Genomic DNA, 16,108 nt, shown 5'->3' with positions numbered 1-16,108 from the left:
GGGGCTAACAAAATGAACTTTCAACTAACCGAAGAACAAGAAATGCTACGTAAAATGGTCCAAGATTTTGCGAGAAAAGAAGTAGAACCCACTGCAGCGGAGCGTGACGAAGAAGAGCGCTTTGACAGAGCAATTTTTGATAAAATGGCAGAACTAGGTCTAACAGGAATTCCTTGGCCCGAAGAGTACGGCGGCATTGGTGCAGATTATGTGAGCTACGTGATTGCTGTAGAAGAACTATCTAGAGTATGTGCTTCAACTGGGGTTACTCTATCGGCTCACCTTTCCCTAGCTAGCTGGCCAATATATAAATACGGAAATGAAGCACAGAAGAAAAACTTCCTATATCGTTTAGCAACAGGGGAAGCGCTAGGAGCATATGCGTTATCCGAGCCTGGTGCAGGAAGTGATGTAGCTTCCATGAGAACAACAGCGAAATTAGATGGCGATCATTATATCCTCAATGGAAACAAAGTATGGATTACCAATGGTGGCGTTGCCGATATTTATGTCGTATTTGCCAAAACAGATGTGGATGCGCGCCATAAAGGAATTAGTGCCTTTATAGTGGAAAAAGGAACAGAAGGCTTTTCATTCGGTAAAAAAGAGAAAAAGCTAGGCATTCGTTCTTCACCAACAACGGAGCTAATTTTTGAAAATTGCCGCGTGCCAAAGGAAAACCTACTTGGTGCGGAAGGAGAAGGCTTTAAGGTTGCGATGACGACGTTAGATGGCGGTCGTAACGGTATCGCTGCACAAGCAGTTGGTATCGCTCAAGGAGCATTAGATGCCGCTGCTGGATATGCAAAAGAGCGCGAACAGTTCGGTAAACCAATTGCCCATAACCAAGGGATTTCTTTCAAACTAGCAGATATGGCAACAGAGATTGAAGCGGCTCGTCTATTAACCTATCAAGCAGCATGGTTAGAATCAGAAGGTCTACCATATGGTAAAGCATCTGCAATGTCCAAACTATTCGCTGGAGATATAGCAATGAAAGCTACCGTTGAAGCGGTTCAAGTATATGGTGGCTACGGTTATACAAAGGATTATCCGGTAGAGCGCTATATGCGTGATGCGAAAATCACACAAATCTATGAAGGAACACAAGAAGTTCAACGACTAGTAATTGGTCGAATGGTAACGAAGTAGAAAGGGAGTCTTTAGGATGCACCAGTTAGTAGAACGGATTGCTAAGAAGGATATCCGTGCTTTGGCACGAGCAATCACATTGGTTGAAAATGATCATGAAGATAAACTGCAAATTATGCAGGATGCCTATTCCATTAAAAAGAATGGCATGTTTATCGGGCTAACTGGTTCTCCTGGGGCAGGCAAGAGCTCCCTTGTAAACCGATTAATTTCTCACATACGTGCGGAAGGGAAAACTGTTGCAGTTATTGCCGTTGATCCAACGAGTCCGTTCAGTGGGGGAGCTTTACTCGGTGACCGGGTGCGAATGAATGAACATTTTACCGATGATGGGGTATATATACGTAGCATGGCAACCCGAGGTAGTCTAGGTGGTCTTGCTCGTGCCACAAAGGATGCCATCCGAATTTGTGATGCCTTTGGTTTTGATGTGATTATTGTTGAGACTGTTGGGGTTGGACAATCGGAGCTTGATATTATGAAAATCGTTGATACGACAGCTGTTGTCTTAACACCAAATAGTGGCGATGTCCTCCAGATTTTCAAAGCTGGAATTATGGAAATTGCGGACCTTTTCGTTATTAATAAAGCAGATCTTCCAGGTGTTGGGAAACTTAGGGCGTTACTCAGGGAGCTCGTTCATATCACAAGAACCGATGAGCATGAAACCGCAATTGTAAAAACAATTACGACGGAAGATGAAGGTATTGATACGCTTTGGGAAAAATTCAAGGAGCACCACACCTATTTATACAATACCGATGACGGAAAAAAGCGTAGAGAGATGCAACATGAGTTAGAAGTGCTGGAACTTATACGTGAGGAAATTTGGCGTGATGTAAACCAGTTTGTGCAAACACATCCGGATTTTTCTAATAAACAGATCCACACAGATCCTTACAAACTTGCAAGTGACTGGTATACGAAATGGAAAAAAGAAGGGAGATAGCCGTATGAAGGAAAATAAGGTTCTATCTTCTGTGAAAGATGAGGAATTGATTAAGAAAAGGCGCGATCAAATGATCAAAGGTGCCTTAACGTTGTTTAAAGAAAAAGGATTTCACCGTACAACGACGAGAGAAATTGCCAAAGAGTCTGGATTTAGTATAGGCACCCTTTATGAATACATTCGAACGAAAGAGGATGTGCTATACCTTGTCTGTGAATCGATTCATGGCGAGGTGGAAAAACGTCTAGAAGCGGTAGTTGATCTCAATCAGCCATCAACGGAGAATCTTGAAAATGTGATTACTTCTTTCTTCCGACTAATGGATGATATGCAGGAAGAAATTTTAATTTTATACCAAGAAGTGAAATCGTTAAGTAAAGAAACGAGAAGTGCTATTTTAGACAAGGAACGAGAGATGGCGGCCATGTTAGAAAAGGCCATCATTACGTGTCTCCCGCATGCGTTACCTAAACAAGATACAACGCTACTCGCAAATAACATCTTAATTCAAGGGCATATGTGGGGCTTTCGCAGATGGATGTTACAAAAGGAATTTACGTTAGAAGAATATATCGCTAAACAGCTTACCTTCACGTTCGCTGCGCTAGGGATTGAGTATAAACCGACTAAAATGGAGGGTTAGATGATGGTACAAGTAGCACCGATTAAAACAAAGCATCCTGTTCGCTTTGTTACCGCATCAAGTCTTTTTGATGGCCATGATGCATCGATTAATATCATGCGCCGAATTTTGCAAGCAAGTGGTGCAGAGGTCATTCACCTTGGCCACAATCGTTCGGTAGAAGAAGTCGTTCATGCCGCGATTCAGGAAGATGTGCAAGGAATTGCTATCTCTTCTTATCAAGGTGGGCATGTGGAATATTTTAAATATATGGTTGATTTACTGAAAGAATTAGGCGCAGACCATATTAAAGTTTTCGGTGGTGGCGGTGGAGTTATCATTCCGCGTGAAATCAAGGAACTGCACCAGTATGGAGTAACAAGAATCTTTTCTCCAGAAGACGGTCGCAAAAATGGCCTTCAAGGTATGATTAACTTCATGCTGGAAACGTGTGACTTTTTACCACCATTAAATATCGAGCAACAGTTAGAAAAGTTACAAGCAGGAGACCGTCAAGCGATGGCGAGACTCATTACGTTTGTAGAGAATGAAGAAATCTACGAGGTAGAAAAAAATAAGGTCCTGGATGCATTAGGAAAAATTGCTAATCCAAATATTCCTGTTCTTGGAATTACCGGAACAGGTGGTGCAGGGAAGAGTTCACTAACCGATGAAGTAATTCGTCGTTTCTTAAACGAGATACCTGAGCGAAAAGTAGCGATTATTTCCATTGATCCAACGAAGCGGAAGACCGGTGGTGCATTATTAGGCGACCGTATTCGGATGAACGCTATTTTTACAGACCGTGTCTATATGCGCTCTTTAGCAACAAGAGACTCGAGAAGTGAATTATCAAAAGCAATTGAGGATGTAATTAAGGTTACACGTGCTTCCGGTTATGATCTAATCGTGGTCGAAACGAGTGGGATTGGTCAGGGTGATGCCGCGATAACGGAAATTACCGACTTATCGATGTATGTCATGACGTCTGAATTTGGGGCACCGACTCAGCTAGAGAAAATTGATATGATTGATTTCGCAGACTTTATTGTTATAAATAAATATGAACAAAAAGGTTCAGAGGATGCGTTAAATCAAGTTCGTAAACAATATGAGCGCAGTCATATGTTATTCCATCAGGATAAAACAACTTTCCCAGTGTTTGGAACGATTGCTAGCCAGTTTAACGATAGTGGTACCAATGCGTTATTTGCCGCACTAGTAGATAAATTAAATGAAAACTACAACTGGAATGAACAGGTTGATTTTGACCGACATGCGATTTCCGAAAAACAAAACTTAATTATTACGAATGAACGTCGTCACTATTTGCGCGAGATTTCCAGTCATGTTCGTAACTATCATAAATTAGCAAAAGAACAAAGTGAAATCGCTAGAAGCCTATATCAGCTTCATGGTGCACTACAGCTGGTAGATGATGAGGGAGCATTAGCACCTTTGAAGACGACGTGTACAACATATGAGGCAAAACTTTCTCCTCAAGCAAAGCAATTATTGGAGTCTTGGGATCAAACGAAAGAGAGTTATACTGGCGATACGATAACGTTTAAGGTCCGAGACAAAGAGATAAAAATGGAGCTTACAACGGAATCACTTGCTGGCTTAAAAATTCCAAAGGTTGCTTTTCCGAAGTATGTAGACTGGGGAGACCGTTTGCTATGGCAGTTGAAGGAAAACGTGCCAGGAGCATTTCCGTTTACGGCAGGTGTTTTCCCATTCAAGCGTAAAGGGGAAGACCCAACACGCCAGTTTGCAGGAGAAGGAACACCAGAACGTACGAATCGTCGTTTCCACTATTTATCTAGAAATGATGATGCGAAGCGTTTATCTACGGCGTTCGACTCGGTAACCTTATATGGCGAAGATCCAGCATATCGCCCTGATATTTATGGGAAGATAGGCGAGAGTGGGGTAAACGTTTGTACGTTAGAGGATATGAAGAAGTTGTATAGTGGTTTTGATTTAACCGATCCACTCACATCTGTTTCAATGACCATCAACGGCCCAGCACCGATTATTCTGGCAATGTTCTTTAATACAGCAATTGACCAACAAGTAGATAAGTTCGAAGCGGAAAATGGACGTAAGCCAACAGCCGAAGAATATGAAACGATTAAGGCAGAGACATTGAAGGTTGTTCGTGGAACGGTTCAGGCAGATATTTTAAAAGAAGACCAAGGTCAAAATACATGTATCTTCTCAACAGAATTTGCCCTCCGGATGATGGGGGATATTCAAGAGTACTTTATTGAGCAGCAGGTCCGTAATTATTATTCCGTATCGATTTCTGGGTATCATATTGCCGAAGCGGGAGCAAATCCTATTACACAGCTAGCATTTACCCTGGCGAATGGCTTTACGTATGTTGAGTACTATCTAAGCCGTGGCATGGATATTAATAAATTTGCACCGAACTTATCGTTCTTCTTCTCAAATGGGTTAGATCCGGAATATACGGTTATTGGCCGTGTCGCACGCCGAATCTGGGCGATTACGATGCGTGATAAATATGGTGCAAATGAGCGAAGTCAAAAATTAAAATATCATATTCAAACATCTGGTCGCTCCCTGCACGCACAAGAAATTGATTTCAATGATATTCGAACAACATTACAAGCATTAATCGCCATCCAAGATAACACGAATTCCCTTCATACGAATGCATATGACGAGGCAATCACGACTCCAACCGAGGAATCGGTACGTCGAGCGATGGCAATTCAAATGATTATTAACCGAGAATTTGGTTTAACGAAAAACGAAAACTCCCTACAAGGTTCATTTATTGTTGATGAGCTCACAGACCTTGTCGAAGAAGCAGTTTTACAAGAATTCGAACGAATCAATGACCGAGGTGGCGTCTTAGGCGCAATGGAACGCCAATACCAACGAGGGAAAATCCAAGAGGAATCACTATACTACGAAGGGAAGAAACACTCAGGTGAACTACCAATTATCGGGGTAAACACCTACCTAAATCCAAACCCACCTTCAGAAGAAGAAATAGATTCCATGGAATTAGCCCGAGCAACCAAAGAAGAAAAAGAAACACAAATACAAAACCTTAAAAAATTCCAAGCACAGCACCAAGACAAAACCGAACCAGCACTAAAGAGCCTAAAACAAGTAGCCGCAACCGGCGGAAACATCTTCCAAGAACTAATGGAAACCGTCAAAGTAGCCTCCCTAGGCCAAATCACCAACGCCCTCTACGAAGTAGGCGGACAGTATAGAAGGAATATGTAGGGGATGGGTTTTGATATTTAGTTTTTGTAAAATGTAATCGTAAAGAAATATTTTCATTACACATTAGAAGCACTGAGCGGCCCGAATACACGGAGACTCCCGCGGGATTAGTGGCCTAGGTGAGACCCCACAGATGCACCTGCGTCTGCTAGCATCGCTTCGAAGTAGGCTTCCTCGGTGCAAGGCAGCAAGGAAGATTACTCAAGTAGTTGCCTGGCTCACCAGCCCCCCGCAGGAAAGCGGAGTGTATTCGGGCCGCGGATATTGCATGAAAATTAAATATCTGAAGGAAGTCTTAATATATCTTTTGAAAAACAAAGAAAATAAATTTGATAAATCCCATATACTTTGTTTATAATGTATGATAGCTTTTAAAAACATACATATTTTAATCACCAAGAGTAACCCTACCCTAGGAGGACTCAGATTACGAATAAAAACTGTATATTAAAGAAAAGGGAGTGCGGTATTGTGAGCTTGGAAAATCTTAGCCGCGAGGAAATCAAAAAAATGTCAATGCTAGAATTGGCACAGCAAATCTTGATAGAAGAAACAAAGGCATTAGACTTTAGAGATATCTATAACAAAATTGTAGAACTAAAAGAAATTACCAAAGCACAAAATGAAGAAGCACTAGCACAGTTCTATACCGATCTAAATGTGGATGGTAGATTTATTACGCTCGGAGCAAATATGTGGGGATTAAAACGTTGGTACCCATTCGAGCAAATAGATGAAGATATCCATAACGAACCGAAGAAGAAAAAGAAAAAGGCGAAGAAGAAAGTTGCCGACGATGATTTAGATATCGATGACGACGAACTAGACCTTGATTTAGATGACGATGATATTCTAGACGATGATGATTTCGATGATCTAGATGAAGACGATGATGAAGATTTTGACGATATCGATGACGAAGATTTTGATGACTTCGATGATGATGACGACGATGTCGAAGAAGATGAATTAGAAGATCTCACTGAAATTGATGAAGATGAAATCGATGAGGATCTTGAAGAAGAAAAATAATTGCCTGCTTGACTTTTAAAGGACAGGTTAGTACAATTTGTATTGGGCTCTTTAAATTTTTTATTCAAAGCGTTTCCCCTTTATTGGGGAGGCGCTTTTTGTGTTTTATACAAGCACATATTGGGAATCTAAACATTAGTGGCAGAAAAGAAGCAAATAAAAGCTTCGTTTTCTACATAACTAACCTGAATTGGTTCTTATTCTCACGTCTTATTCCACGGAGACTTTTGTGTTTTTACGGTTCTAATATGGAATTGTGCGCACAATAAACACAAACAGTGGGCGAACTTATTTTTTTATTCATCATATATAGAAAGAGGGATTGTCGTGGCTAAATATATTTTTGTCACAGGTGGCGTTGTGTCATCTTTAGGAAAAGGCATTACAGCAGCATCAATAGGAAGATTATTAAAGAACCGTGGGTTAAAAGTTACGATTCAAAAATTCGATCCATATATTAACGTTGATCCAGGAACAATGAGCCCATATCAACATGGGGAAGTGTTTGTGACCGATGATGGCGCAGAAACGGATTTGGATTTAGGGCATTATGAACGCTTTATTGATGAAAATTTAAATAAATATAGCAATATTACTACCGGTAAGGTGTACTCCAACGTTATTCGTAAAGAACGCCGTGGGGATTATTTAGGTGGAACCGTCCAGGTTATTCCACATATTACGAATGAAATTAAGGACCAAGTTTTCCGTGCAAGTGATGCAACAGGGGCAGATGTTGTTATAACTGAAATTGGTGGAACTGTTGGGGATATTGAATCACTTCCATTCCTTGAAGCAATTCGCCAAGTGAAAAGTGATATTGGAAAGCAAAACGTGATGTATATTCATTGTACATTAGTTCCATTTATTAAAGCAGCTGGTGAATTGAAAACCAAACCAACCCAGCACAGTGTAAAAGAATTACGTTCTTTAGGTATCCAGCCGGATGCCGTTGTATTACGTACAGAACATGAAATTAGTCAAGATATGAAAGATAAAATTGCTCTATTTTGTGATATTCGTGAAGAAGCGGTTATTGAAATGCGTGATGCATCCAACCTTTATGAAATTCCTCTATCTTTACAAGAGCAACACTTAGATCAAATCGTTTGTGATCATTTCGGTCTAGATGCAGGAGCTGCAAATATGACGGAATGGAAAGAGCTAGTTGATCGTGTTGGTAACTTATCGAAGAAAGTGACCATTGGACTTGTAGGTAAATACGTGGAATTACAGGATGCATATATTTCTGTAGTTGAATCGATGAAACACGCCGGGTTTGCTTTTGATGCAGAAATCGATGTCCATTGGATTAATTCAGAGAAATTAGATGTGACGATGATACAGGAAAAACTTTCACACGTGGATGGAATTATCGTACCTGGTGGTTTCGGTGACCGAGGTATTGAAGGGAAAATTGAAGCAATACGTTATGCACGTGAAAACAATATTCCTTTCCTAGGCATATGCTTGGGTATGCAATTAGCTACAGTAGAATTTGCTCGTAACGTACTAGGATATAAAGATGCACACTCTGCAGAAATAAATCCGAATACGACACATCCTATCATCGATTTACTTCCAGAGCAAAAAGATATCGAGGACCTAGGTGGGACGCTACGACTTGGCTTATATCCATGTAAGCTTAAAGAAGGTACAAAGACTAGAGCAGCTTATGAAGGTGCGGAAATGGTGGAAGAACGTCATCGCCATCGTTATGAGTTTAATAACGAGTACCGCGAAGAAATGGAAGCAAAAGGTTTTATTTTCTCAGGTACTAGTCCAGATGGTCGTTTAGTCGAAACAATTGAAATTAATGACCATCCTTGGTTTGTTGCATGTCAATTCCATCCAGAATTTAGATCCCGTCCTACAAGGCCACAAAGCTTATTCAAAGGCTTTATTGGCGCAGCTGTAGAACAAAGTAACTAGAATGCATTAACCATCTCAGTTAGATAAATAGTAGATTAGTCGCGAATTTACCATAAAGTGGTAGGATTCGCGACTTTTTTGTTATATTCAATTTATAGTTTTATGTTTTCGACAAGTGGGTATATAGAATAATGGTTATTATAGTGAATGCTATAGAGATAGATAATTCATAGAAACAAGGTTAACTGTTCATGCCAAAAATTGGCAAAGTTGTGTTCGCTAAAAAGAAGGATTTATTGTACTTTATATCGAATAGTTAACTTGAGGGGGGATATTGTCAAAATGAGAAGAAAGATTTTAATTGTTGATGATGAAGTAGGGATTCGCTTGCTATTAGAAGATCTCTTAGAAAGTGAAGGTTATGAGGTCGTCACCGCACAAACGGGGAAAGAAGCATTAAACATGATTGAATTACATACATTTGATTTAATCATGATTGATTATAAGTTGCCTGTTATGGATGGGATAGAAGTAGTAAAACAATTAAATAAAGAAAATAAAACAATATCTACCATTTTAATGAGTGGACTAGCAGAAAATATTAAGGATGAGACAGAAGGATTACCTAATTTAATCAAGGTTCTGTCCAAGCCTTTTAATGTTCTAGAAGTAAGAGATTATATAAATCAAGTACTTGCTGAGTAGTAGAAATATTTTAAATGTAACATTAACTCGATTACCTTGCGCCCTAGTATTTGACTTTGGTATTCTTATATTGTATTGACAAACATGAATCAATCTCTTTATATAAGATGAAGGAGGAAACGATATGCCATTAGTTTCAATGAAACAAATGCTAGAGGATGCAAAGAACAATGGATATGCAGTTGGACAATTCAATATAAATAACTTGGAGTACATACAAGCAATTCTGCAAGCTGCAGAAGAGGAAAAATCACCAGTTATTTTAGGTGTGTCTGAAGGTGCAGGGAAATATATGGGTGGCTTCAAAGTAGTGGTAGCGATGGTGAAATCACTGATGGAAGAGTATGGGACAACAGTTCCAGTTGCAATCCATTTAGACCATGGTTCAAGCTTTGAAAAATGTGCCCAAGCAATTCATGCAGGTTTTACTTCTGTTATGATTGATGCATCACATTCTCCAATAGAAGAAAATATTGCTCTTACAAAGAAAGTAGTAGAGCTTGCACATATTAATGGTGTTTCTGTTGAAGCAGAAGTAGGAACAGTTGGTGGAGAAGAAGACGGCGTTATCGGCGGAATCAATTATGCAGATCCACAAGAATGTTTACGTCTCGTAGAAGAAGCGGGAGTTGATTGCTTAGCACCAGCTTTAGGCTCTGTCCATGGACCATACCAAGGAGAACCAAACCTTGGCTTCAAGGAAATGGAAGAAATTCTTAACCTAACACAAGTTCCTTTAGTACTGCACGGTGGTACTGGGATTCCTACAAAAGATATTCAAAAGGCAGTTTCACTTGGTACTGCTAAAATCAATGTAAACACAGAGAATCAAATGGCGCAGGCAAAAGCGGTACGCCAAGTGTTAAATGAGAAAACAGAACTATATGATCCTCGTAAATATCTAGGACCAGGTACAGAAGCAATTAAGCAAACTGTAATTGGTAAAATGCGCGAGTTCGGATCATCTAACAAAGCTTAATAAAAATAATGCTAAGTGCCCTCTCTGTTTAACGTGTTTCTACGTATACTATATGTAGACCGAACAGATTGGGCTATTCCTGTAAAATGCACTTAATTCAAGTCAGAGGAGGAAGTCAAAAACATGAAATTTTTTATCGACACAGCAAATATTGATGAAATTCGGTCAGCTAATGCTTTAGGTATTCTAGCTGGTGTTACAACCAACCCTAGTCTTGTGGCAAAAGAAGGCGTTTCCTTTCACGATCGCTTGAAAGAAATCACGACAGAGGTAACAGTTGGTTCTGTCAGTGCAGAAGTTATTGCTGAAGATGCTGAAGGTATGATTGAAGAAGGGTTAGAGTTAGCAAAAATCGCACCAAATATCACCATTAAAGTTCCAATGACGTTAGAAGGATTAAAAGCAGTTAAAGCGTTCAGTGATAAAGGTATTAAAACAAATGTCACATTAATTTTTAATGCAAACCAAGCCCTTCTAGCGGCGAGAGCTGGAGCTACATATGTTTCACCATTCCTTGGGAGATTGGATGATATTGGTCAAGATGGTATGCAATTAATCGCAACCATCGCTGAAATCTTTGACCGTCATGGTATTGAAACAGAAATTATTGCTGCAAGCATTAGACATCCATTACACGTTACAGATGCAGCACTTCATGGTGCACATATTGCAACGGTTCCTTATCAGGTGTTAAGTCAGCTTGTGAAACATCCACTAACCGACCAAGGTATAGAGAAATTTTTGGCAGACTGGAATAAGGCAAATCAGTAGCATGGAATCCTTTAGTCTGACCAAACTATAAGTAAGATCAACAAACCAGTTGTACTCAAGTGAACAATGAGTATAGAAATATTTTAAATAAGTGGAGAATGTTCTATGGGGGACTGTCCCTCTAGAACGTTCTCACCTCAAAAGCGGGGTTTTAACATGCAGAAAATGATAGTTGAGGGCGGTCATGTCTTAAATGGTAAGGTACGCATCAGTGGAGCCAAAAACAGTGCAGTAGCACTCTTGCCAGCAGCTATACTAGCTGACTCAGAGGTTACGATCGAAGGACTGCCTGAGATTTCAGATGTATACACTCTTAGTGATTTATTAGAAGAAATTGGTGGAAGTGTTAGCTGGGATGGTCAAACAATTCATATTAATCCAGAAAACATGATTTCCATGCCACTTCCAAATGGTAAGGTGAAAAAGCTTCGAGCATCCTATTATTTCATGGGAGCCATGCTTGGTAAGTTTAAGAAGGCTGTTATTGGCCTACCAGGTGGATGCTTTTTAGGCCCTCGCCCAATTGATCAGCACATCAAAGGTTTCGAAGCACTAGGTGCAGAAGTAACCAATGAGCAAGGGGCGATTTACCTTCGAGCAAAAGAATTAACCGGTGCACGTATTTATTTGGATGTAGTAAGTGTAGGTGCAACCATTAATATTATGCTTGCTGCAGTCCGTGCAAAGGGAAAGACCATTATTGAAAATGCTGCAAAAGAACCAGAGATTATTGATGTTGCAACCTTGTTAACCAATATGGGTGCGAAGATTAAAGGCGTTGGAACAGATGTTATTCGTATCGAAGGAGTGCCATCACTACACGGTTGCAGGCACACGATTATTCCAGATCGAATTGAAGCAGGTACCTATGCAATTGCAGCAGCTGCCGCAGGAAATGAAGTAATCATTGATAATGTGATTCCACAGCATTTAGAATCATTACTCGCTAAACTACGCGAAATGGGTGTCACCGTAGAAGACTCAGACGACCAACTATATATCGCATCAAGAAGCCCACTCAAAAGCGTTGATATTAAGACGCTTGTATATCCTGGATTTCCAACAGACCTCCAGCAACCATTTACAAGCCTACTAACAAAAGCTCACAATACCGGTGTCGTATCCGATACGATATATTCAGCAAGGCTCAAACATATCGATGAGTTAAGAAGAATGAATGCTATTATCAAAGTAGAAGGCGGTTCCGTAATCGTATCCGGACCAGTTCAACTAGAAGGCGCACGAGTAAAAGCCAGTGACCTAAGAGCAGGCGCAGCCCTCGTCATCGCAGGCCTAATGGCCAACGGCATCACAGAAATAACCGGACTCGAACACATCGACCGAGGCTACGAAAACATGACACAAAAACTAAACAACCTCGGAGCCAACGTCTGGCGAGAAGACATGACAGAAGAAGAAGTAATACAATTCCAGAATTCGTGATCTGTTTGTATATTTGTCTTTTATCTTTCTGTAAGTGTGTAAAAGGTTATTAATGGAAAGTATATAGCACTAAGCGGTCCGAATACACGGAGACTCCCGCGGGAGAAGTGGCCAGGGTGAGACCCCACAGTGCGTAGCACGAGGAGGCTCACCGGTCACCCCGCAGGAAAGCGGAGTGTATTCGGACCGCGGTCTTGGCAAGAAGAGATAATTTTAGGTTACGCTTTAATAAATAAACCTTTATTGGGATGAGGTTATTTATTATAAGGGAGATGGAGAATTTGGAAAGAAGTTTAACAATGGAAATCGTACGCGTAACAGAAGCAGCAGCACTCGCATCCGCACGCTGGATGGGAAGAGGCAAAAAAGAAGAAGCAGACGACGCTGCAACCACTGCCATGCGCGACGTATTCGACACCATTCCAATGCGAGGAAAAGTCGTTATTGGAGAAGGCGAAATGGACGAAGCACCAATGCTTTACATAGGAGAAAAACTTGGTACTGGTACAGGCCCACTAGTAGATATCGCAGTAGACCCATTAGAAGGTACCAATATCGTTGCTAGTGGAACAACAAATGCCCTTACCGTAATTGCCATTGGTGACCATGGTAAAGTACTTCATGCACCAGACATGTACATGAATAAAATTGCTGTAGGTCCAGAAGCAGTAGGGAAAATTGATATTAACGCTCCGACCATTGATAACTTAAAGGCCGTAGCAGAAGCAAAAAATAAAGATATAGAAGATTTAGTTGTAATTTTATTAGATCGTCCACGTCATCAGAAAATAATCGATGAAATTCGAGAAGCAGGCGCAAGAATTAGATTAATCCAAGATGGTGACGTAGCGGCAGCCATCAATACAGCGTTTGATGAAACAGGTATTGATTTGTTTATGGGTATCGGTGGAGCACCAGAGGGTGTTATTGCTGCGATGGCATTAAAATGCTTAGGCGGAGAAATGCAAGGACAGCTTGTCCCACAAAATGATGAAGAAATTGCCCGTTGTCATAAAATGGGTATAACGGATATCGATAAAGTGTTTTATATGGATGACTTCTGTGGTGGAGATGACGCCATCTTTGCGGCGACTGGTGTAACAGATGGTGAACTACTTAAAGGAGTTCAGTTTAAAGGCTCCAAAGCGAAAACACAGACTGTCGTTATGCGCGCAAAAAGTGGTACCGTTCGTTTTATTGACGGGGAACATAGCTTAAAGAAAAAACCAAACTTAGTCATGAAGCCAGAGTAAGCTAGATTTTCTAAATAACAGGAAAACATTGGGTTTTAATTTACCAATGTTTTCCACTCCTCATAACTGCAATAAGCTCAGGTGCATAGGTAGACATGAAATATTAGCTTCAGGAAACGCTATCTACTTTTACTCCTATCAAATTATATCTTCCAAGCCTAAAAAAAGTATTGAATAATTCAATTAAAACGTTTAACATTGTAAATGTTTAAGATAAGTATTGTTTGGTTACTATACAAAATATATGAAAACCTAAATTTAAGGCAATCCTTTTCTAGAGAGATGCCGAAAAACTTCTATTCTAGCTTCTAACTATTCTTCCCTTCAAAAAAAGATTTCACATCAGGAAGTAATATATCATTGAATAATCAGATAAGCCTTATCAACTTTTTTCTCGTTATCAAAGATTCTTTGCTGTAGCATGTAGATTTTACATAAGCAGTAATGTTTCTATCAAAATAGTAAATATGTATATGGAATAGGCGTGGTGATTTTATGGCTGAATTAACATTAAGTAAGCTACAGGAATTAACGTTAAAAGAAATTTATGCACTAGCAAGAGAATACAAAGTATCTTACTATGCAAAGCTAACAAAGAAAGAATTAATCTTCTCCATTCTAAAGGCTCAAGCAGAAAAAGATGGTTTCCTTTTCATGGATGGTGTATTAGAAATTATTCCTTCAGAAGGATTTGGTTTCTTAAGACCAATCAACTACTCACCGAGTGCAGAAGATATTTATATTTCCGCATCACAAATTCGTAGGTTCGACCTGCGTAATGGTGATAAAGTATCCGGTAAAGTTCGCCCTCCAAAGGAAAATGAACGCTACTATGGTTTACTACATGTTGACGCAGTTAATGGCGAAGACCCTGACTCCTCGAAAGAACGTGTTCACTTCCCAGCATTAACAGCATTATATCCAGATCGTATCATGAAGCTTGAAACAGAATCGAAAAGTTTATCAACACGTATTATGGATTTAATGGCTCCAGTTGGATTTGGTCAACGTGGTTTAATCGTTGCACCACCAAAAGCTGGTAAAACGATGCTATTAAAAGAAATTGCTAACAGCATCTCTGTGAATCATCCAGAAGCGAAATTAATCATTCTGTTAGTGGACGAGCGTCCTGAGGAAGTAACTGATATTGAGCGCTCGGTACATCCAGATGTTGATGTTGTAAGCTCAACCTTTGATGAAGTACCAGAAAACCATATTAAAGTATCTGAACTAGTACTAGAACGTGCGATGCGTTTAGTAGAGCACAAACGTGACGTTATCGTGTTAATGGATAGTATCACTCGTTTAGCGCGTGCATACAACTTAGTAATTCCACCAAGTGGACGTACGCTTTCAGGTGGTATTGATCCAGCAGCATTCCACCGTCCAAAGCGTTTCTTCGGTGCAGCACGTAATATCGAAGAGGGTGGAAGCTTTACCATCCTAGCAACAGCGCTAGTGGACACTGGCTCACGTATGGATGATGTTATCTATGAGGAATTTAAAGGTACAGGTAATATGGAATTACATCTAGACCGTAACTTAGCGAACCGCAGAATCTTCCCTGCAATCGATATTTTACGTTCCGGAACACGTAAAGAAGAACTTCTAGTTGATAAACAACAACTTGATAAAATGTGGGCAATCCGCAAAACGATGCAAGATTCACCAGATTTCCTAGAACGATTCCTAAGAAAACTAAAAGCATCAGAAGGCAACCAAGAATTCTTACAAAAATTAGAAGAAGAAATGCAACGTAAACGTACCGGAAGATAGGGAAATAAAGGGATATACTATAACATATAGAGTCGTAGGAAATTAGGTATATCCTCTGAGCAGCCAGTATACACGAAGACTCTTGTGGGAGGATAGGCTTAGGTGAGACCCCACAGATGCACCTGCGTCTTCAAGTATCGCTTCGAAGTGGGCTTCCTCGGTGCAAGGCAGCAAGGAAGTTTACTCAAGTAGTAGCCTGGCTCACCAGCCGCCCAGCGGCAAGGTAGACACTGCGATGGTTTTTTCGAGCAGATGTCGCCCCTGTACTGGAAGTGAAAGCGTAGTGT

The 16,108-nt window shown here is 40.3% G+C and carries 12 protein-coding genes; all 12 read left to right on the top strand.

The window, feature by feature from the left end:
* The first annotated feature begins 12 nt into the window (after nucleotides 1–12).
* Nucleotides 13–1,152, top strand: coding sequence for an acyl-CoA dehydrogenase (locus TE34_RS05440; protein WP_047983812.1), 1,140 nt, complete (start codon nucleotides 13–15; stop codon nucleotides 1,150–1,152).
* Between the two features lie 16 nt (nucleotides 1,153–1,168).
* Nucleotides 1,169–2,101: a methylmalonyl Co-A mutase-associated GTPase MeaB gene (gene meaB, locus TE34_RS05435; protein WP_047983811.1), complete on the top strand. Its 933-nt coding sequence runs from the start codon at nucleotides 1,169–1,171 to the stop codon at nucleotides 2,099–2,101.
* 4 nt (nucleotides 2,102–2,105) lie between these two features.
* Complete coding sequence (locus TE34_RS05430; protein WP_047983810.1) at nucleotides 2,106–2,744, top strand: TetR/AcrR family transcriptional regulator; 639 nt, start codon at nucleotides 2,106–2,108, stop codon at nucleotides 2,742–2,744.
* Between the two features lie 3 nt (nucleotides 2,745–2,747).
* Nucleotides 2,748–5,990, top strand: coding sequence for a fused isobutyryl-CoA mutase/GTPase IcmF (icmF, locus tag TE34_RS05425; protein ID WP_047983943.1), 3,243 nt, complete (start codon nucleotides 2,748–2,750; stop codon nucleotides 5,988–5,990).
* A 471-nt stretch (nucleotides 5,991–6,461) separates the two neighbouring features.
* Nucleotides 6,462–7,022: a DNA-directed RNA polymerase subunit delta gene (gene rpoE, locus TE34_RS05420; RefSeq protein WP_047983809.1), complete on the top strand. Its 561-nt coding sequence runs from the start codon at nucleotides 6,462–6,464 to the stop codon at nucleotides 7,020–7,022.
* Between the two features lie 327 nt (nucleotides 7,023–7,349).
* A complete protein-coding gene (locus TE34_RS05415; RefSeq protein ID WP_047983808.1) occupies nucleotides 7,350–8,954 on the top strand; it encodes a CTP synthase in 1,605 nt (534 codons plus the stop codon).
* 282 nt (nucleotides 8,955–9,236) lie between these two features.
* A complete protein-coding gene (locus TE34_RS05410) occupies nucleotides 9,237–9,599 on the top strand; it encodes a response regulator (RefSeq protein ID WP_047983807.1) in 363 nt (120 codons plus the stop codon).
* Between the two features lie 124 nt (nucleotides 9,600–9,723).
* Complete coding sequence (locus TE34_RS05405; RefSeq protein ID WP_047983806.1) at nucleotides 9,724–10,578, top strand: class II fructose-bisphosphate aldolase; 855 nt, start codon at nucleotides 9,724–9,726, stop codon at nucleotides 10,576–10,578.
* Between the two features lie 123 nt (nucleotides 10,579–10,701).
* On the top strand, nucleotides 10,702–11,349 hold the full coding sequence (fsa, locus tag TE34_RS05400; protein ID WP_047983805.1) for a fructose-6-phosphate aldolase: 648 nt from the start codon (nucleotides 10,702–10,704) through the stop codon (nucleotides 11,347–11,349).
* A gap of 156 nt (nucleotides 11,350–11,505) precedes the next feature.
* Nucleotides 11,506–12,792, top strand: a complete 1,287-nt coding sequence (locus TE34_RS05395) for a UDP-N-acetylglucosamine 1-carboxyvinyltransferase (protein ID WP_047983804.1) — start codon at nucleotides 11,506–11,508, stop codon at nucleotides 12,790–12,792.
* A 281-nt stretch (nucleotides 12,793–13,073) separates the two neighbouring features.
* Nucleotides 13,074–14,045 (top strand): class II fructose-bisphosphatase, encoded by a 972-nt coding sequence (gene glpX / locus TE34_RS05390; protein ID WP_047983803.1) that lies wholly within the window; start codon nucleotides 13,074–13,076, stop codon nucleotides 14,043–14,045.
* A gap of 495 nt (nucleotides 14,046–14,540) precedes the next feature.
* The gene (gene rho / locus TE34_RS05385) at nucleotides 14,541–15,821 is read left to right on the top strand and encodes a transcription termination factor Rho (protein WP_047983802.1); all 1,281 of its coding nucleotides are present in this window, start codon (nucleotides 14,541–14,543) and stop codon (nucleotides 15,819–15,821) included.
* The last annotated feature ends 287 nt before the right edge of the window (nucleotides 15,822–16,108 follow it).

The organism is Ornithinibacillus californiensis, assembly GCF_001038485.1.
Taxonomy (GTDB): domain Bacteria; phylum Bacillota; class Bacilli; order Bacillales; family Amphibacillaceae; genus Ornithinibacillus; species Ornithinibacillus californiensis.
This window is presented reverse-complemented; position numbering and strand designations above follow the sequence as displayed.

Bases quoted from the DNA above. Each gene is read 5' to 3' on its own strand.
- meaB (WP_047983811.1), top strand. From the start codon at position 1,169: ATGCACCAGTTAGTAGAACGGATTGCTAAGAAGGATATCCGTGCTTTG.
- TE34_RS05395 (WP_047983804.1), top strand. From the start codon at position 11,506: ATGCAGAAAATGATAGTTGAGGGCGGTCATGTCTTAAATGGTAAGGTA.
- TE34_RS05440 (WP_047983812.1), top strand. From the start codon at position 13: ATGAACTTTCAACTAACCGAAGAACAAGAAATGCTACGTAAAATGGTC.
- TE34_RS05405 (WP_047983806.1), top strand. From the start codon at position 9,724: ATGCCATTAGTTTCAATGAAACAAATGCTAGAGGATGCAAAGAACAAT.
- fsa (WP_047983805.1), top strand. From the start codon at position 10,702: ATGAAATTTTTTATCGACACAGCAAATATTGATGAAATTCGGTCAGCT.
- TE34_RS05430 (WP_047983810.1), top strand. From the start codon at position 2,106: ATGAAGGAAAATAAGGTTCTATCTTCTGTGAAAGATGAGGAATTGATT.
- icmF (WP_047983943.1), top strand. From the start codon at position 2,748: ATGGTACAAGTAGCACCGATTAAAACAAAGCATCCTGTTCGCTTTGTT.
- rho (WP_047983802.1), top strand. From the start codon at position 14,541: ATGGCTGAATTAACATTAAGTAAGCTACAGGAATTAACGTTAAAAGAA.
- TE34_RS05410 (WP_047983807.1), top strand. From the start codon at position 9,237: ATGAGAAGAAAGATTTTAATTGTTGATGATGAAGTAGGGATTCGCTTG.